A 17,786-nucleotide genomic window follows, 5' to 3' on the forward strand; every position below is an offset into this window, starting at 1 on the left:
GCGATAATTCCAGCCACTGGTGAACCCACGAATGATCGATCTGAGCCCTCCCCCTCCTTCAAGAAAGCTGCATCTCGTGGCCCGCGTGGCGCGTTGGACCTTGGGACTGGTGCTGGCGTTCTGGTTGGTGCTGATGGGCGTATGGGGGGCTCTGCACGGATTCATTGTGCCGCGAATTGGGGAGTGGCGCGTGCAAGTGGAGCGTTTGGCGACGCAGGCCCTGGGGGCTCCGGTGCGCATTGATGCCCTCACGGCGCGCTCGGAAGGCCTGTTCCCGACCATAGAGCTGTCCGGTGTGTCCATCCTGGACCCGCAGCAACGCCAGGCTTTGATGTTGCAAAGGGTGGTGGTGACGGTGTCGGCGCGCTCGGTGCTGCGCCTGGGGCTGGAGCAGCTGTATATCGATGCCCCCGAGCTGGATGTGCGCCGTCTGCAGGACGGGCGCTGGCAGGTCGCGGGCCTGGACGTGGTGTCCAGCGACGCCACGCAGGACAACCGGGCCCTGGAGTGGCTGCTGGAGCAGCCCGAGCTGGTGATCCAGCGTGGCGTGGTGCAGTTCACCGATGAACAGCAGTCCCCCGAGGCCACGCAATGGCGCGATGTGGAGGTGGTGGTGCGCAACCGCCACTGGCACCACGTGCTGCGCATGGACGCCACTCCCGTCGCAGGCGAGGGTGAGCGCATGCAGGTGGTGGGCGAATTCCGCCAGCCGCTGCTGCCTTCGTCCCTGCCCCCGTGGCAGCGCTGGAATGGCCAGTGGTATGCCGCCTTGCAGATGCGCCAGGTACCGGCCTTGCCCTGGCCCCAGGCCTGGGGCATCCAGGCGATCGAGGCCCGCGGCGCGGTGCGCGTCTGGGTCGATGTGGCCCGCGGGCAACCGGTGGGCGTGTCGGCCGACGTGGCCCTGCCACAGGCCGAGATCCAGTGGCACGACCGCCAGGTGCCGGCCTTGCAGCTGCAGCAGTTGCACGGCCGGCTGCAGGCCGACTGGCAGGACCAGGCCTGGCGGCTGTCCGGCCAGAACTTCAGCTTTGTCCAGGTGGATGGCCAGCACTGGCCCAGCAGCAACTGGGAGGTGCGCACTTCGGGGCCTGCGGCACAACCGCGCACCCAGGTGTCCCTGGACTACGCCGACATCGCCATGGCCGCGCAGGTGGTCCAGGCCTTGCCGGTGCCGGCCGAGGTGCTGGCCCCTTTGCAGCGCTGGAAGCCCGAAGGCGCCGTGCGGCAACTGCAGCTGGAATGGGCCTCGCCCACCGACTACCAGGCGCGTGGACGTGTCAGCGGCCTGGTGGTCCAGCCGCAGCCGGCCGAGCACGGGACCGGATTGCCCGGGGTCGAGGGCTTGAATGCCACCTTTGAGCTGGACGAGCGCGGTGGCAAGGCCAGTCTGGATCTGCAATCCGGGGTGTTGCACTTCCCCGGGGTGTTTGAGGAGCCGGCGATCCCGATGGACACGCTGCAGGCGCAGGTGCGCTGGCGGGTGGACCGTGGCCACCTCCGGCTGGATGTGCCCACCCTCCGCTTTGCGAATGCCGATGCCCAGGGCCAGGCGCAAGGCAGCTGGCGCATGGGCGAGACGTCGGAAGACCGCCTGCCCGGCTACCTGCAGCTGAATGGGGAGTTGGAGCGGGCCGACGGCGCGCGCGTGCACCGCTATCTGCCGCTGGAGGTGCCGGAGCTGGCGCGCCACTATGTGCGCGACAGCGTGCGCCAGGGCGAGGGCCGCAAGGTCCAGTTCGAGGTGCGCGGCAACCTGCACGACATGCCGTTCGAGCAGCCGGGCAGCGGGCGCTTCTACATCCAGGCGCCGGTGCGCAACGTGGTCTACGACTTCGCCCCGCAGCGGCTGCTGGGGGCTGGCCACCTTCCGTGGCCGGTGCTGCAGGACCTGAGCGGCACGCTGGTGTTCGAGGGCAACAGCATGGTGGTGCAACAGGCGCGCACCGGCTTCCAGGGGCAGGGCGCCTTGCGCATGGACAGCATCGAGGCGCGCATTCCCGATCTGAACCACCCGCACCTGACGCTCAAGGTCGCGGGCCAGGCACCGCTGCAGGCGCTGCTGGGGGTGGTGCAGACCTCGCCCCTGGCCGCCATGACCGAGCATGCGCTGGACACGGCCAAGGCCCAGGGTCCGGCCAGCCTGGCGTTTGAGCTGGACCTGCCGATTGACCACCTGGAGCGCACCCGGGTGCAGGGGCGCCTGGGCTTGCGCGGCAACAGCCTGCAATTGACCGCCTCCACGCCGCTGTTGCAGCAGTTGGGGGGCGAGGTGCGCTTCAGCGACCAGGGCTTTGCCCTGGCCGGGGTGCAGGGGCAGTCATTGGGTGGACCGATCAAGCTGGACGGCGGCATGGCCTCCGTGAAGGATGGGGTGCGCATCCAGGCCCAGGGGCAGGCCACGGCCCTGGGACTGAAGAAGGATGGCAGCTTGCCGGTGGCCACGCAGCTGGCGGAGCATGCCGAGGGCCGGGCCGCCTACAGCGTCAGCGTGGTGGCCAGGCAGGGGCAGCAGACGGTGGTGGTGCGTTCGGACCTGCGCGGCCTGGCCCTGCGCCTGCCGGCCCCGCTGAACAAGCCTGCCGAGGACAGCCTGGGGCTGGAAGTGACGCAGACGCTGGATGCCGCCCATCGCCATGAGTTGCGGGTGGAGGTGGCCGGGCGCGGCCAGGTGGTGTATGCCCAGGATGTGTCCGTCGAACCGGCGCGGGTGCTTGCCGGGCGCATCGTGCTGGGCGACTGGCCCAAGCAGGGCCTGCCCGACAGCGGGGTGGTGGCGCAGGTGCAGTGGCCCACGCTGGATGCCGATGCCTGGCTGGCGGTGCTGGACGCGGGCGGCGGCAGTGGCGCCAGCGCCGTGCCGGCGCAGGTCCAGAGCTACCTGCCCCAGCGCCTGGAGCTGCGCGTGCCGCGCCTGCTGCTGCGCCAGCGCGAGCTGGTCGGTGTTCAGGCCGACCTGGTGCACAGCGGCGACACCTGGCGCGGTCAATTGCAGGCCCAGCAGTTTGGCGGCTATGTCGAATACCGCTCCGCCAGTGCGGGCGGCAGCACGGGGCGCCTGTTTGCGCGCCTGTCCCACTTGTCGATCCCCAAGGCCGAGGCGCAGCGCCTGGACCAGGCACCGCCCGACGATGTGGACCCGGACAGCCTGCCGGCCCTGGACATCCAGGTGGAGCGCCTGGAGATTGCGGGCAAGGCGCTGGGGCAGTTGTCGCTGCAGGCCCGCAACCGCGCCGGCGAGGCGGGGCGGGAGTGGTTGCTGGAGCAATTCCAGCTCACCACCAAGGAGGCCCGCTGGAAGGCGAATGGCTATTGGGGCGCAGCACGCCCGGGTGCTGCGCGTACCACGCACCTGAGTTTCCTGCTGGACATGGACAGCGCCGGGCAACTGCTGGACCGCTTCGGCATGGAGGGCGTGATCCGCGATGGCCGTGGCCAGTTGAGTGGCCATATCGCCTGGCGCGGCTCGCCCATCACGCCGCATTGGCCGAGCATGGACGGGGCGGTGCACCTGCAGGTGGACAAGGGGCAGTTCCTGAAGGCGGAGCCCGGCATGGGCAAGCTGCTCAGCGTGCTCAGCCTGCAGTCGCTGTCGCGCCGGGTGACCCTGGATTTCCGCGATGTCTTCAGCCAGGGCTTTGCCTTTGACTTCATCCGCGGCGACGTGAACGTGGTCCAGGGCGTGGCGCGCACCAACAACCTGCAGATGAAGGGCTTGAACGCCGCCGTGCTGATGGAAGGCCAGGCCAGCCTGGTGGACGAGACGCAGGACGTGACCGTGGTGGTGGTGCCCGAGATCAACGCCATGACGGCGTCGCTGGCGGCCACGGCCATCAACCCGGTGATCGGTCTGGGCAGCTTCCTGGCCCAGGTCTTCTTGCGCGGGCCGCTGATGGAGGCGGCCACGCGCACCTTCCACCTGCACGGCACCTGGAGCGACCCCGTGGTCGATCCCGTGCGCAAACGCCCGGCCGCCGCCCCGGCGGCCAGTGAGGCCCCTACCACCCCACCCGGAGGACGCCCATGAAAGTCGCGGTCTTGCAAATGGTCTCCACTCCCGACGTCGCGGAGAACCTGCGTGCTGCGCAGCAACTGGTGGCCCAGGCCAGCAGCGAAGGGGCCGAGCTGCTGGTGCTGCCCGAGTATTTTTGCGGCATGGGCTGGCGCGACACCGACAAGCTGGCATGGGCCGAGCCGCTGGGCACCGGGCCGGTCCAGCAGGCGCTGGGGCAGATGGCCGCCACGCACGGCGTGTGGCTGGTGGCCGGCACGGTGCCGATCCGCGGCGCGGACGCCCGCAAGGTACGCAACACCAGCCTGCTGTACGACCCGCAAGGCCGGCAGGTGGCGCATTACGACAAGATCCACCTGTTCCGCTTTGCGACGGACAGCGAGCGCTACGACGAGACCGCCGTGATCGAGCCCGGGGCCACGCCCGTGGTGGCGGCGATCACGGACCGCAGCGGCCAGACCTGGAAGCTGGGGCTGAGCGTGTGCTACGACCTGCGCTTCCCCGAGCTGTACCGCCAGCATGCGGCCCTGGGGGCCGACATTCTGCTGGTGCCGGCGGCCTTCACCCACACCACGGGCCAGGCGCACTGGGAGGTGCTGCTGCGCGCGCGCGCGATTGAAAACCAGTGCTGGCTGCTGGCGGCCGCCCAGGGCGGCAAGCACCCGAACGGGCGCCAGACCTGGGGCCAGAGCATGGTGGTCGACCCCTGGGGGCAGATCGTGGCCCAGCAGGAACAAGCCGGGCCGGGCATCAGCTACGCTGTCCTGGAACTCTCATTTTTGCAGCAGGTGCGCCAGCGCCTGCCTGCCCTGGAGCACCGTTGTTTGTAAATCCGCTGCAACCTTGGCCCTGGCAGCGCTGGCACAGCGCCTGGCGCCGCTGGTCCCTGTGGACCCTGTTGGTCGTGCTGGTGGCCGGCATGCTCATCATCATGGTCTGGCTGGCCGGGCGCTACGAAGCCTCGCAGGTGCAGGACAAGCTGGAGCGCGATGCCGCGCAGGCGGTGGTCGAGATCCGCTCCGCGCTGGGGCGCAACCTGCAGGACCTTCAGGCGGTGAACGCCCTGCACGTCACGCCCGAGCAGTGGAGTGTGCGTGTGGCCGAGATGCTGCAGGTGCGCCGTGAACTGCTGCGCGTGGAGTGGCGCGGCGAGGACATGGACATCCGCCAGGTGGCGGAAACACCCTACCGCTCGGTGGTGTGGGACACCGACCTGCGCGAGGAATCCTTCAGCCACGCGGTGACGGCCTGCGCCAACGCCAAGCGCACCAGCAGCCCGTCGTATTCGCCCAGCTACTTCCAGATCCTGGGCGAGGCCATGGGCGCCGAGCTGATGGAGGTGTGTCTGCCGCAGATGGAGGCCGGCCATATCAAGGGCTACATGGTGGGCACCTATTCGCTGCAGAACATCCTGACCACCCAGGTCAGCAAGAACCTCACGCAGAGCCAGGAAGTCTCGTTCACCGAGCCCGACGGCACGCGCCTGGCCCTGGTCGGCGCGGCCTGGCGCGGCTCGCGCGTGTTCACGGCCCAGCACCTGCTGGACCTGCCGGGCAACACCATGGTGCTGCGCATGGACAGCTGGCACCGCGCGCCCAGCGTGTTCCCGAACGTGCTGACGGCCCTGGTCACCGGCATGGCGATTGCGCTGGGCTCGGTGCTGGTGGTGCTGGTGCGCGACAACCGCCGCCGCCTGCGCGCCGAGCGCGACCTGGGCGACGCCCTGGCCTTCCGCAAGGCGATGGAGGACTCGCTCATCACCGGGCTGCGCGCGCGCGACCTGCAGGGCCGCATCAGCTACGTCAACCCGGCGTTCTGCGCCATGGTGGGCTTCAGCGCTGAAGAGCTGCTGGGGCAAAGCTTTGCCCCCTACTGGCCGCCCGAGCTGGCTGAGGAATACGTGCGCCGGCAGGCGCGGCGCCTGGCCGGGGCCATTCCGGCGGCGCGCGAAGGCCATGAGTCGGTGTTCATGCGCAAGGATGGCACGCGTTTTCCGGTACTGATCTTCGAAGCCCCGCTGATCAATGCCCAGGGCCAGCAGACCGGCTGGATGAGTGCCTTCATCGACATCACCGAGCAGCGCCGCATGGAGGAGCTGACCCGGGCCTCGCACGAACGCCTGCAGGCCACGGCGCGCCTGGCCACGGTGGGGGAAATGGCCTCCCTGCTCAGCCACGAGCTGACCCAGCCGCTGATGGCCATGTCCAGCTACGCCAATGGTTCGCTGAACCTGCTGGCGCAGGATGGCGACCTGGAGCGGCTGGAGGCTGGGGCCCTGCGCCAGCGCCTGCACGAGCTGCGCTCGGCCATGCAGCGCATCGCCTTCCAGGCCGACCGTGCGGGCAAGGTCATCAAGAGCGTGCGCGACTTTGTGCGCCGCCGCAGCCAGACGCACGAAGGCATCACCGCCACCGAGCTGCTGGATGCCGTCATGCCCCTGGTGCGCATGCAGGCCAGCAAGCTGGGCGTGCAGGTGCAGGTGGACATCGAGCCGCGCCTGCCCCCCGTGGTCTGCGACGCCACCATGATCGAGCAGGTGCTGCTGAACCTGGCGCGCAACGCCATGCAGGCCATGGAGCAGGCGCCGCCGGCGCACAAGGCGCTGCACATGCGCGCCTTGTGGGACGACGCCGCGCAGCGCGTGGTGTTCGCGGTCGAGGACCAGGGCTGCGGCATTCCGCCCGAGGTGGCCGAGCAGCTGTTCACCCCCTTCTTCACCACCAAGGACGAGGGCATGGGCCTGGGGTTGAGCATGTGCCGCACCGTGCTGGAGCAGCACGGTGGAGAATTGCGCCATGCCGCGAATGCCCCACGGGGCACGGTGTTTACCTTCAGCCTGCCGGTGGCGGGCCTTCAAGACCAGTTAAGCTGATTCCCATGGAACCTGTGACCAATGCCACGGTGTATATCGTGGATGACGATGCGGATGTGCGTGACGCCCTGGCGTGGCTGCTGCGTTCGCGGCGCCTGTACAGCGAGAGCTTTGCCAGCGCCGAAGACTTTCTGTCCATGCTGGCTGAGCGCCCTGTGCCCCGCCATCCCCAGTGCCTGCTGCTGGACGTGCGCATGACGGGCATGACCGGCCTGTCGCTGTTCGACCTGCTCAAGCAGCGCGAGGGCCTGATCCAGACCGTGCCCGTGATCTTTCTGACCGGCCACGCCGATGTGCCGACCGCTGTACAGACCGTCAAGCAGGGCGCCTTCGACTTCTGTGAAAAACCGTTTTCGGACAATGTGCTGGTCGACCGCATCGAGCAGGCGCTGCAGCAGTCGGCCCAGTACCTGGAGGCCACGGCCCTGCGCCATGTGCTGCTCAGCCGTCTGGGCGAGCTGACCGACCGCGAGCGCGGCGTGATGCAGCTGGTGGTCGAGGGCGTGCCCAACAAGCTGATTGCCGACCAGCTGGACATCAGCGTGCGCACGGTGGAAGTGCACCGCGCCCGCGTGTTCGACAAGATGCAGGTCAAATCGGCCGTGGAACTGGCCAACCTGCTGCGTGCGCACGGCCAGCTGTAACGCGGCCCGGAGGCGCCCCTGCGCACCTCGCGTGCGGAGAGGTGCCCCTGGCGTCAGGCGGGGGTGATTGTGCACCCCGCCATCAAAAAAGGCTCTGAATAAATTCAGAGCCTTTTTGCTGTCAGGCGCTTGTCTGTCAAGCGCCAATAGCTATGCTTTTTGGTGTGTTACTGCGCGCGCTCGCCGACAAAGATTTCCACGCGGCGGTTGCGGGCGCGGCCTTCGTTCGTGCTGTTGGAGGCAATCGGCTGGTAGGAGCCGCGGCCCTCGGTGTGGATGCGGCTGCCGCTGACGCCACGCATCATCAGGTAGTCGCGCGTGCTGTTGGCACGGTTGAGGGACAGCGGGTTGTTGATGGCGTCCGAGCCGGTGCTGTCGGTGTGGCCGACGATGCGCACTTCGGCATTCGGGCTGGTGCGCAGGCCTTCGGCAAAGCGGTCCAGGATGGGGGCGAAGTTGGTCTTGATGTCGTAGCGGCCGGTGTCGAACGAGATGTCGCTGGGGATTTCCAGCTTCAGCTGGTTATCCGCGGTCTGCACCACATTCACGCCGGTGCCCTGGGTGGCCGCTTGCATTTCCTGCTTGCGCTTTTCCTGGTTCTGCGACCAGATGTAGGTGCCGATACCACCCACGGCGGCACCAGCCACGGCGCCGACACCGGCCTTGCCCCCGGTGGCCGCGCTGATGGCAGCGCCGGCGAGTGCGCCCACCCCGGTGCCGATGGCGGTGCGTTTCTGGGTGTCACTCATGCCCGAGGTGCCGTCCGCGGCACAGCCGGAGAGGATGAGGGCGGCCGCCACGGTGGCGGCCAGGGTCAGATTCTTGCGCATGGTTGTATTCCTTTTCATGGTGGCACGGCGGTGTCGCGCCGTGCGTGGGACCATTGTGTGAATCGCCACGACCAGGTCTATCGGTCACGCCAGATGCCGGGCGTAGGAATTTGCCTTTGCGGCGCGGCCTCAGTGCGGGTCGCGGGGTTCGTCCTGGGGGGGGAGTTCCCCCTTGCTGCGACCCTGGAACATGGTCCACCAGACAATGCCCAGCAAAATCACCAAAGCCAGCAAAGCTTCAAGCAAAATCAGGCCCATGACCGTATCTCTCCTGCTTCGTGTGTCGATGGCGCTGATTGTAGGCACCCTCGCCGCCTGCTCCTCCGGCCCCCGGGTTCCCCCTGCCACCTCCTCCCAAGACGGTCCGAGCACCAGTTTCCCCACGGGGGCGGTCATTGATACGGCCCCGCTGGGCCCGCCCTCGCTGCGCGCCAAGAGCCGTTGGCTGCCGGTGCGCTGGGCCGAGCTGCCAGGCTTTGACGACGACGCCCTGCACGAAGCCTGGAACGCCTGGCTGCGCAACTGCGAGCGGCCCCACGCCGCCCTGGCGGGCCTGTGCAAGGACGTGCGCCGCCTGAGCATTGCCAGCCCGGCCGAGCAGCGCCACTGGCTGCAGACGCAGCTGCAGCCGTACCGCGTGGAGTCGCTGGATGGCCGCTCGGAAGGCATGCTGACCTCGTACTACGAGCCCGAGATGGTCGGCTCGCGCGTGCGCACGGCCGAGTTCAATATCCCGCTGTACCGCACGCCGCAGAGCTTGGGCACACGCAAGCCCTGGTACACGCGCCAGCAGATCGAGACGTTGCCGGAGGCCCAGGCCGCGCTGGCCGGGCGCGAGATCGCCTGGCTGAATGACCCGGTCGAGGCCCTGGTGCTGCACATCCAGGGCTCGGGCCGGCTGCGCATCACCGAGCCCGATGGCAGCGTGCGCCAGATCCGTCTGGCGTATGCGGGCACCAACGACCAGCCCTACAAGAGCGTGGGCCGCTGGCTGCTGGACCGGGGCCTGATCACCGACGCCAGCTGGCCCGGCATCAGTGCCTGGATTGCTGCGAACCCGGGGCGGGTGCAGGAAATGCTGTGGAGCAACCCGCGCTATGTGTTCTTCAAGGAAGAGCCGCTGGAAGGCCTGGACGCGGCCTTCGGCCCCAAGGGCGCGCAGGGCGTGCCGCTGACGCCGGGGCGCTCCATCGCGGTGGACCGCGGCAGCATCCCCTATGGCACGCCGGTGTGGCTGTATTCCAAGGGCATGGAGGTGGAATACAAGCGCCTGGTGATGGCGCAGGACACGGGCAGCGCCATCGTGGGCGCGGTGCGGGCCGACTATTTCATGGGTTGGGGCAAGAGCGCCGGGGATCTGGCCGGGCGCATCAAGCAGCCGCTGCGGCTGTGGGCGCTGTGGCCCAAGGGCCTGCCGGTGCCGCAGCAATAAACAGAGCGGCTGGTGCTCGTCTGCTGACGCTTTCAAGGTGTTTTTTCGGGATTGCGCATGAGGTATGGAGATGGCGCCAAGCGCTATATTCCCTGCCTTTTACGTTTCGCCATGCAATGCCCTCGCTGCAATCACCATCACACACAAAAGATTGGCCTGAGCCGCCACAAACGACAAAGATGGATGTGCATGGGATGTCGCCGAACCTTTGGTGACAAGGACTTGCGCCTCATCGATCCAAAGACCAAAGCTCTGGCCTTGGCGATGTATGCCGAAGGTATTGCCGCAAGAAAAATCGAACGTCTATTGCACGTGAGCCACAACGCAGTGTTGGGTTGGGTGCGCAAAGAAGTTGCTGGCAAAGCACTTCAAGCGCCAACAGCCAAAGATCTAGCGGTCATTGAGGCCGATGAGATGTGGAGTTATGTGGGCTCAAAAAACAGCCCATCTGGCTGTGGTGGGCAATAGACAGGGCAAGTCACCAGATCGTCGGTTTCGCACTTGGGGAGCGAGGAGCGAAAACAGCCAAAGTGCTGCAGCCTCAACTACCTATGGATGCGCATATCCATTACTGCACGGATGCACATCGGCCTTATAAGGCCATCATCAAGGTTGAGCAGCACACGGTAGGCAAGGCTCATACCCATCACATTGAGAGTCTGAACAATAAGTTGCGTTGGTACTTGGCTCGGCTTGGGAGAAAGACGCATGCATATAGCAAGAGCGCTACCGCGCTCTTGCATTCGCTGCTATTTGTCTGGCAGCGCAAGTTTGGGGCATCGTTGAAGCCCCAAACAGGGTACTTGCTGAGCAAACGATTGTGGGATCACGATATTCAAATACCTATTTAGCAATCCCGTTTTTTCTTTGAAAGCATGGTGGGATGAGCGCTGCCAGCTCTCATTTCTGCGAATCTTTCCTCCTCCGCACCCAGGCTGCTTCGGCAGCCTTTTTTTGTGCCGCGCCAGCGTGGCGCATGGTCGCGTACACCGCAGGACGGTGGTCACGATGGCGCCGCAAGCCGCAAGCCGCAAGCCGCAAGCCGCAAGCCGCAAGCCGCAAGCCGCAAGCCGTATGCCGTATGCCGTATGCCGTATGCAGGCGGGGCCGTACGAGCCGGCGGTCCAGCCACGCAGCGCGGGGGCGTCTTGCAGGCCCCTTCAGCGCTTCCCGGGCCGCCACGCGCGACCGGGTGCGCTTCAGTCGGTTTCGAAAAAGCGGCTCACGCGCGGCGGCTGGTCCAGCACATGGAAGGCCAGCTTGCGTTCGCGCAGGGCCACGTCGGCGGCCGTGACGCGTTCGAAGCGGCGCAGGTGCTCGGTCCAGGATTCGTCCACGATCTGTTCCACATAGCGCTCGGGCTGCTCCATGCTGTGCAGCAGGCTCCAGCCCACGGCGCCCTGGCGCAGGCGGCTGCGGCGGCTTTCCTGCATCAGCGTGCGAAAGCGTTTGGCCTTGGCCGGGTTGATGCGGTATTCGATCTGCACCACCACGCGGCCGCTTTCGGGTTGGTCGTGCGTGGGCGGTGTCCAGGCCTTGGAGGGGCTCAGGTCTTCCAGCGCCTGGCGCTCGGTCACCAGGCGCTGCACCAGCAGCATCACCAGCACGCCGGTGGCCGCGGCGCACAGCAGGCTGGTGGGCACGCTGGTCAGCGAGGCCACCTTGCCCCACAGTGCCGCGCCGATGGCCGTGCCGCCCATGATGGACATCTGGTAGGCGGCCATGCCGCGCGCCCGCACCCAGTTGGGCAGGGCCATCTGGGCCTTCACGCCCAGGCTGTTGGCGGTGGAGATCAGCGCCATGCCCGCGACCATCATGCAGGCGATGGCCAGCAGCAGGTGCGGCACCAGGGCGATGCCCACGGTGGCCAGCGCCATGGTGCAGGTGCCGACGATGACCAGCTTCTCGCCCAGCGCCTGGCGCAGGCGCGGCAGGAACATGGCGCTGACGATGGCCCCCGCGCCCATGGAGGCCAGCAGGATGGTGAAGGTACCGGCGCCGCCGACGAAGTGCCCCTCGAAGCGCTGGGCCGTCAACGGCAGCAGCGCCATGATGGCCGTAGACATGAAGAAGAAGGCCACGGTGCGCGCGATCACGGCGCGCATGCGCGGCGATTCCTTGACGAACTGCAGGCCCACGCGCATCGCGCTGTGCAGGCGCTCGCGGCCCAGCGGGTTCTCGGGCTGGTGGCGCTTCCAGCGCACCAGCACGATGCCCGAGATGATGGACAGCACGGCATTCAGCACAAACACCCAGGCGCTGCCCAGGCTGGCGATGATGCCGCCGGCCACCAGCGGGCCGATGATGCGCGAGGCGTTCATGGCCACGCCGTTGAGGGCCATGGCCGAGGGCAGGTGGGACTTGCTGACCATCTCCGGCAGCAGGGCCGAGAACACCGGCCAGCGCATGGCCGTACCAATGCCGTTGGCAAACGTGAGGGCCAGCAGCAGCGGCGCCGTCATCCAGCCCATGGCCACGGTGATGCACAGCAGCACCGCCACCGTGGCCACCAGGAACTGCGTGGCAATCACGTAGCGGCGGCGGTCCAGGATGTCGGCCAGCGCGCCGCTGGGCAGGCCCAGCAAAAAGACCGGCAGGGTGGACGCCGTCTGCACCAGGGCCACCAGCACCGGCGAGGTGGTCAGTGAGGTCATCATCCAGGCTGCGGCCACATCGTTCATCCACATGCAGATGTTGGCGGCCAGCGTGACGCCCCAGAGCATGCGGAAGCTGGGCGAGGCCGCCAGCGGTGCCCAGGTAGACACGGGCTTGGCAGCCTGCGTGCTGGGCGTGGCACCCGGTTCTTCAAGAATCCGCCCCGGCTGGGGCGTGTGTGACGGGGGGGCTTGGTGGTCTGGCATCACCGGCGATTGTCGCGGCAGCGGCATTTTCTTGCAGTCCAGGTTTGGACAGGGTCCAAGCCCTGGGGCGCTATAGCCCGGAGGGCACGGGGGGCATTGGCCAGACGGGGCTGGCCTTGACCTCGCCCAGCGAAAAGCTGGTGTGCATGTCCTTCACGTTCGGCAGGTTCAGCAGCACGCGGCGCGTGAACTGCGAAAAGCTCTCCAGGTCCTTGGCCACCACCTGCAGCTCGAACATGCCCTTGCCGCTGATGTAGTGGCAGGTCACCACCTCCGGGATGGCGCGGATGGCCTCTTCCATTTCACGCGTGCGGGCGCCGGAGCTGATTTCCGCATCGATGCGCACAAAGGCCAGCACGCCCAGGCCGATCTTGTGGCGATCGATGGCAGCGTGGTAGCCCAGGATGTAGCCGGCCGCCTCCAGCGCCCGCACACGGCGCCAGCAGGGGGCGGCGGACAGGCCGACGCGCTGCGCCAGCTCGGCGTTGGTGAGGCGTCCGTCGGCCTGCAGGTGGGTCAGGATGGCCAGGTCAAATTTGTCCAATTGATTCACGTTAACCCTTGTTTGAGCAAGATTCTTGCTCAATAGTGGATTTGAAGGGCAAAAAAAGCAATCACTTACCCGAACGGGACTTCTACACTTGATTCACGTCATCGACACAGACACAAGAAGAGGCCGGTCATGAGCCAGGCCTCACACCAGGAGACACAAGATGAAGGCCCCACGCAATGACGTCGCGCTGTGCGCGCACGCCCCCGCCAGTTTTGGCGACCTATGGCACCACGGTGCACACCCCTGCGCAGGAGGTGTGCAATGAACGCCCCGCTGGACGACGTCACCCGCCGCGCGCTGGAAAGCATCACGCTCGATGACAAATACACCCTGGAGCGCGGCCGCGCCTTCATGAGCGGCGTGCAGGCCCTGGTGCGCCTGCCCATGCTGCAGCGCCAGCGTGATGCCAAGCACGGCCTGAACACCGCCGGTTTCATCAGCGGCTACCGGGGCTCGCCCCTGGGCACCTACGACCAGTCGCTGTGGGCGGCCAAAAAGCACCTGGAGGCCCAGCACATCGTCTTCCAGCCCGGCGTCAACGAGGAACTGGCCGCCACGGCCGTCTGGGGCACGCAGCAGCTGGACCTGTACCCGCAGACCAAGAAATACGACGGCGTGTTCGGCATCTGGTACGGCAAGGGTCCGGGCGTGGACCGCTGCTCCGACGTGTTCAAGCACGCCAACATGGCTGGCACAGCCCAGCATGGCGGCGTGATCGCGATTGCGGGCGACGACCACATCAGCAAATCGTCCACCGCCGCCCACCAGAGCGACCACATCTTCAAGGCCTGCGGCACGCCGGTGTTCTTCCCCAGCAATGTGCAGGACATCCTGGACATGGGGCTGCACGCCTTCGCCATGAGCCGCTTCTCGGGCCTGTGGTCGGGCATGAAGACCATCCAGGAGGTGGTGGAGTCCTCGGCCAGCATTGCTGTCGATCCGGACCGCGTGAACATCGTCCTGCCCGAAGACTTCCAGATGCCACCCGGCGGCCTGCACATCCGCTGGCCCGATGCGCCGCTGGAGCAGGAAGCGCGGCTCATGGACTACAAGTGGTACGCCGCGCTGGCCTATGTGCGCGCCAACAAGCTGAACTACAACGTGGTGCAGGGCGCCAACGACCGCTTTGGCCTGATCGCCAGCGGCAAGGCCTACAACGACATGCGCCAGGCCCTGGTCGACCTGGGGCTGGACGATGCGGTCTGCCGCCAGCTGGGCATCCGCGTGCACAAGGTGAACGTGGTCTGGCCGCTGGAGGCGTCGATCACCCGCGACTTCGCCCAGGGCCTGCAGGAAATCCTGGTGGTCGAGGAAAAGCGCCAGGTCATTGAATACCAGCTCAAGGAAGAGCTCTACAACTGGCGGCCCGACGTGCGCCCCAACGTGCTGGGCAAGTTCGACGAGCAGCCCGGCGACGACTCCGGCGGCGAATGGAGCATGCCCAACCCCAGCCAGAACTGGCTGCTGCGCCCCAAGGCCGACCTGACGCCGGCCATCATTGCCCAGGCCATTGCCAAGCGCCTGAAGAAGCTGGGCGTGCCGGCCGACATCGAGGCGCGCATGGAGCAACGCCTGGCCGTGATCGCCGCGCGCGAGCGGGCCCTGGCCGAGCTGCCTGCCGGCGGCAATGACCGCACGCCCTGGTTCTGCAGCGGCTGCCCGCACAACACCAGCACCCGCGTGCCCGAAGGCTCGCGCGCCGTGGCCGGCATTGGCTGCCACTACATGACCACCTGGATGCCCGACCGCAACACCAGCACCTTCACGCAGATGGGCGGCGAGGGCGTGACCTGGGTCGGCCAGTCGCCCTTCACCCAGGAAGCCCATGTGTTTGCCAACCTGGGCGACGGCACCTACTTCCACAGCGGGTTGCTGGCCATCCGCCAGAGCATTGCGGCCGGGGTGAACATCACCTACAAGATCCTGTACAACGACGCCGTGGCCATGACCGGCGGCCAGACCGTGGGCGAGCGGCCCGAGGGCCACTCCGTGGCGCAGATCGCGCACAGTCTGCGCGCCGAGGGTGTGGTCAAGCTGGTGGTGGTGACCGACGACCCCAGCAAATACCATGGCCGCACGCACCACATCGACGCCAACCCGGCGCGTGCCCAGCACCAGGAGCTGATCAACGACCTGCCCGCCGGCATCGAGGTGTTCCACCGCGACGAGCTGGACCGCATCCAGCGTGAGTTCCGCGCCATCCCCGGGTGCGCGGCCATCATCTACGACCAGACCTGCGCCACCGAAAAGCGCCGCCGCCGCAAGCGCGGCACGCTGGCCACGCCGGACAAGACCGTGGTCATCAACGAGCTGGTGTGCGAGGGCTGCGGCGACTGCTCGGTGCAGTCCAACTGCCTGTCGGTGGAGCCCGTGGAAACCCCGTTCGGGCGCAAGCGCCGCATCAACCAGAACACCTGCAACAAGGACTATTCCTGCGTCAACGGCTTCTGCCCCAGCTTTGTCACCGTCGAAGGCGGCACGCTGAAGAAGCCTAAGAAGGAGAAGAAGGGCGATCTGTCGTCCCTGCCCGCCATCCCAGAACCCCAGCTGCCCAGGGCCGACACCGCCTGGGGCATCGTGGTCGGCGGTGTGGGTGGCACCGGCGTGATCACCATCGGCTCCCTGCTGGGCATGGCCGCGCACCTGGAGGGCAAGGGCGTGATCACGCAGGACGCCGGGGGGCTGGCACAAAAGGGCGGCGCCACCTGGAGCCACATCCAGATCGCCAACCGGCCCGAGGCCATCTACACCACCAAGGTCGACATGGCCAAGGCCGACCTAGTGATCGGCTGCGACCCCATCGTGGCGGCCAACAAGGCCTCGCTGGCGGTCATGCAGAACGGCCGCACCTTCGTGGCGCTCAACAGCCACGGCACGCCCACAGCGGCGTTCGTGCACAACCCCGACTGGCAGTTCCCCGGTGGCAGCTGCGAGGCGGCGATCGCCGGGGCCGTGGGCCCGGGTCTGGTCGGCTGCTTTGACGCCGAGCAGGCCGCTGTGCAGCTGCTGGGCGACAGCATCTACACCAACCCGCTGATGCTGGGCTATGCCTGGCAAAAGGGCCGGGTGCCACTGACCCGCGCCGCACTGATGCGCGCCATGGAGCTCAACGGCGTGCAGGTGGCCAACAACCAGGCCGCTTTCGAGTGGGGGCGCCGCTGCGCCCACAATCTGGCCGAGGTCGAGGCCCTGTACCGCACGGCCCAGGTCATCCAGTTCGTGAAGAAGACCGGCCTGCAGGAGCTGGTGGCCCAGCGCGAGCAGTTCCTGACGGGCTACCAGAACGCGGCCTATGCGGCGCAGTACCGCAGCTTCGTGGACCAGGTGCAGGCGGCGGAAGGGCGGCTGGGCAGCTCGACCCGGCTGACCGAGGCCGTGGCCCGCTACCTGTTCAAGCTGATGGCGTACAAGGACGAGTACGAGGTGGCACGCCTGCACACCGACCCGGCCTTCACCGCCAAGATCGCCGACATGTTCGACGGTGACTACAAGCTGGTGCACCACCTGGCGCCCCCGCTGTCGGCCGACAAAGACGCTCAGGGCCATCTGGTGAAAAAGTCCTACCAGCCCTGGATCCGCAGCGCGTTCGGTGTGCTGGCCAAGCTCAAGGGCCTGCGCGGCACCCCGCTGGACCTGTTTGGCCGCACGGCCGAGCGCCAGACCGAGCGGGCGCTGATCGTTGAGTACCGCGACTGCATCACGCAGCTGCTGCCGCAGTTGACGGCCGACAAGCTGGAGCTGGCGGTGCAGATTGCGCGCATCCCCGAGGACATCCGCGGCTACGGCCACGTGAAGGAGCGCCACCTGGCGGCGGCGCGCAGCAAATGGCAGGGCCTGATGCAGCAGTGGCAGGCCCCGCAGCCCGGCGCCCAGCACCGGGCCTGAAACGGGTGGGGCGCGGGGGGGGCACCGTGCCCCGTCCGGCGGACGGCGGCGTGGCCGTGCCGGCTGAAAATATTTAAACCATAGCTGCTCACGCATGCTGGATGCGCGTCAGAGCACGATTTGGCTTGAAAAACCCGGGCCGGCAAACACCGGCCCGGACTCAGGTTTAGCCCCGGCGGCTCCCAAGGCGCACGCATACAATGCTTCGTTGACTTGTGCTCGGCTATGCTGTAGCGCTTGGCAGGCCGGATGGCCTGTTCTTTTTTTGACCCATTCCGCTTTGGAGTTCGTCCGTGTTTATTTCTTCTGCCTTTGCCCAAACCGCTCCTGCTGCTGCCGCTGGTGGCGGTGACATGATGTCCTCGCTGACCGGCATGCTGCCCCTGGTGCTGATGTTCGTGGTGCTGTACTTCGTGATGATTCGTCCCCAGATGAAGCGCCAGAAGGAACACCGCTCCATGGTGGAAGCCTTGGCCAAGGGCGACGAAGTGGCCACCGCCGGTGGCATCCTGGGCCGCGTGGTGGACCTGGACGAGCAGTTCCTGTTCATCGAGATCGCGTCCGGCGTGAAGGTGCAGATCCAGCGCAGCGCCGTGGTGCAAGTGCTGCCCAAGGGCTCCGTCAAGTAATCAGCCGCATTCGCTGATCGAGTGGGCCGGTGGGCTTTCCCAGGCATGCCGCGCCCTGTTTCCTGCGT

General features: G+C 67.1%; 12 protein-coding genes and 1 pseudogene. 10 read left to right on the top strand and 3 right to left on the bottom strand.

Annotation, left to right across the window (positions count from 1 at the left end; all coding sequences use genetic code 11):
• Nucleotides 1–85: 85 nt before the first annotated feature.
• The 4 genes from SJH88_RS01815 to SJH88_RS01830 all read left to right on the top strand — a co-directional run bounded on the left by SJH88_RS01815 (nucleotide 86) and on the right by SJH88_RS01830 (nucleotide 7,528).
• Nucleotides 86–4,027, top strand: coding sequence for a YhdP family protein (locus tag SJH88_RS01815; RefSeq protein WP_274753457.1), 3,942 nt, complete (start codon nucleotides 86–88; stop codon nucleotides 4,025–4,027).
• Nucleotides 4,024–4,842 (top strand): carbon-nitrogen hydrolase family protein, encoded by an 819-nt coding sequence (locus tag SJH88_RS01820; protein ID WP_274753458.1) that lies wholly within the window; start codon nucleotides 4,024–4,026, stop codon nucleotides 4,840–4,842. Before SJH88_RS01815 ends, SJH88_RS01820 begins: the two co-directional genes overlap by 4 nt.
• 89 nt (nucleotides 4,843–4,931) lie before the next feature.
• Nucleotides 4,932–6,884: a two-component system sensor histidine kinase NtrB gene (locus SJH88_RS01825; RefSeq protein ID WP_154163190.1), complete on the top strand. Its 1,953-nt coding sequence runs from the start codon at nucleotides 4,932–4,934 to the stop codon at nucleotides 6,882–6,884.
• 5 nt (nucleotides 6,885–6,889) lie between these two features.
• A complete protein-coding gene (locus tag SJH88_RS01830) occupies nucleotides 6,890–7,528 on the top strand; it encodes a response regulator transcription factor (protein ID WP_042418598.1) in 639 nt (212 codons plus the stop codon).
• Between the two features lie 167 nt (nucleotides 7,529–7,695).
• On the opposite strand, the gene SJH88_RS01835 is transcribed toward SJH88_RS01830, so the two are convergent.
• Complete coding sequence (locus SJH88_RS01835) at nucleotides 7,696–8,358, bottom strand: YiaD family glycine zipper/OmpA-like lipoprotein (RefSeq protein WP_043378535.1); 663 nt, start codon at nucleotides 8,356–8,358, stop codon at nucleotides 7,696–7,698.
• A gap of 190 nt (nucleotides 8,359–8,548) precedes the next feature.
• Between SJH88_RS01835 and mltA the strand changes: the two genes are divergently transcribed.
• The 4 genes and pseudogenes from mltA to SJH88_RS19750 all read left to right on the top strand — a co-directional run bounded on the left by mltA (nucleotide 8,549) and on the right by SJH88_RS19750 (nucleotide 10,641).
• Complete coding sequence (mltA, locus tag SJH88_RS01840) at nucleotides 8,549–9,790, top strand: murein transglycosylase A (protein ID WP_420921707.1); 1,242 nt, start codon at nucleotides 8,549–8,551, stop codon at nucleotides 9,788–9,790.
• A gap of 111 nt (nucleotides 9,791–9,901) precedes the next feature.
• Nucleotides 9,902–9,994, top strand: a pseudogene (locus SJH88_RS19745) (transposase-like zinc-binding domain-containing protein); the annotation flags it as partial.
• Nucleotides 9,995–10,012: 18 nt separating this feature from the next.
• The gene (locus tag SJH88_RS01845; protein WP_274753460.1) at nucleotides 10,013–10,258 is read left to right on the top strand and encodes a hypothetical protein; all 246 of its coding nucleotides are present in this window, start codon (nucleotides 10,013–10,015) and stop codon (nucleotides 10,256–10,258) included.
• A complete protein-coding gene (locus SJH88_RS19750) occupies nucleotides 10,207–10,641 on the top strand; it encodes an IS1 family transposase (protein ID WP_083215153.1) in 435 nt (144 codons plus the stop codon). The genes SJH88_RS01845 and SJH88_RS19750 overlap by 52 nt, the downstream gene beginning before the upstream one ends.
• A gap of 348 nt (nucleotides 10,642–10,989) precedes the next feature.
• On the opposite strand, the gene SJH88_RS01850 is transcribed toward SJH88_RS19750, so the two are convergent.
• Nucleotides 10,990–12,651: an MFS transporter gene (locus SJH88_RS01850; RefSeq protein WP_042418633.1), complete on the bottom strand. Its 1,662-nt coding sequence runs from the start codon at nucleotides 12,649–12,651 to the stop codon at nucleotides 10,990–10,992.
• 70 nt (nucleotides 12,652–12,721) lie between these two features.
• Nucleotides 12,722–13,204, bottom strand: coding sequence for an Lrp/AsnC family transcriptional regulator (locus SJH88_RS01855; RefSeq protein ID WP_042418590.1), 483 nt, complete (start codon nucleotides 13,202–13,204; stop codon nucleotides 12,722–12,724).
• Nucleotides 13,205–13,465: 261 nt separating this feature from the next.
• Between SJH88_RS01855 and SJH88_RS01860 the strand changes: the two genes are divergently transcribed.
• A complete protein-coding gene (locus SJH88_RS01860) occupies nucleotides 13,466–17,089 on the top strand; it encodes an indolepyruvate ferredoxin oxidoreductase family protein (RefSeq protein ID WP_274753461.1) in 3,624 nt (1,207 codons plus the stop codon).
• 293 nt (nucleotides 17,090–17,382) lie between these two features.
• Nucleotides 17,383–17,718, top strand: a complete 336-nt coding sequence (yajC, locus tag SJH88_RS01865) for a preprotein translocase subunit YajC (RefSeq protein WP_042418583.1) — start codon at nucleotides 17,383–17,385, stop codon at nucleotides 17,716–17,718.
• Nucleotides 17,719–17,786: the final 68 nt, after the last annotated feature.

It is taken from the genome of Comamonas sp. GCA5 (genome assembly GCF_036541385.1).
GTDB classification, from domain to species: Bacteria; Pseudomonadota; Gammaproteobacteria; order Burkholderiales; family Burkholderiaceae_C; genus Comamonas; species Comamonas aquatica.

Excerpts from the sequence above, each read along its gene's own strand:
- SJH88_RS01860 (WP_274753461.1), top strand. The coding sequence starts at position 13,466 with ATGAACGCCCCGCTGGACGACGTCACCCGCCGCGCGCTGGAAAGCATC.
- SJH88_RS01830 (WP_042418598.1), top strand. The coding sequence starts at position 6,890 with ATGGAACCTGTGACCAATGCCACGGTGTATATCGTGGATGACGATGCG.
- SJH88_RS01835 (WP_043378535.1), bottom strand. The coding sequence starts at position 8,358 with ATGCGCAAGAATCTGACCCTGGCCGCCACCGTGGCGGCCGCCCTCATC.
- SJH88_RS01820 (WP_274753458.1), top strand. The coding sequence starts at position 4,024 with ATGAAAGTCGCGGTCTTGCAAATGGTCTCCACTCCCGACGTCGCGGAG.
- SJH88_RS01850 (WP_042418633.1), bottom strand. The coding sequence starts at position 12,651 with ATGCCAGACCACCAAGCCCCCCCGTCACACACGCCCCAGCCGGGGCGG.
- SJH88_RS01825 (WP_154163190.1), top strand. The coding sequence starts at position 4,932 with ATGCTCATCATCATGGTCTGGCTGGCCGGGCGCTACGAAGCCTCGCAG.
- mltA (WP_420921707.1), top strand. The coding sequence starts at position 8,549 with ATGGTCCACCAGACAATGCCCAGCAAAATCACCAAAGCCAGCAAAGCT.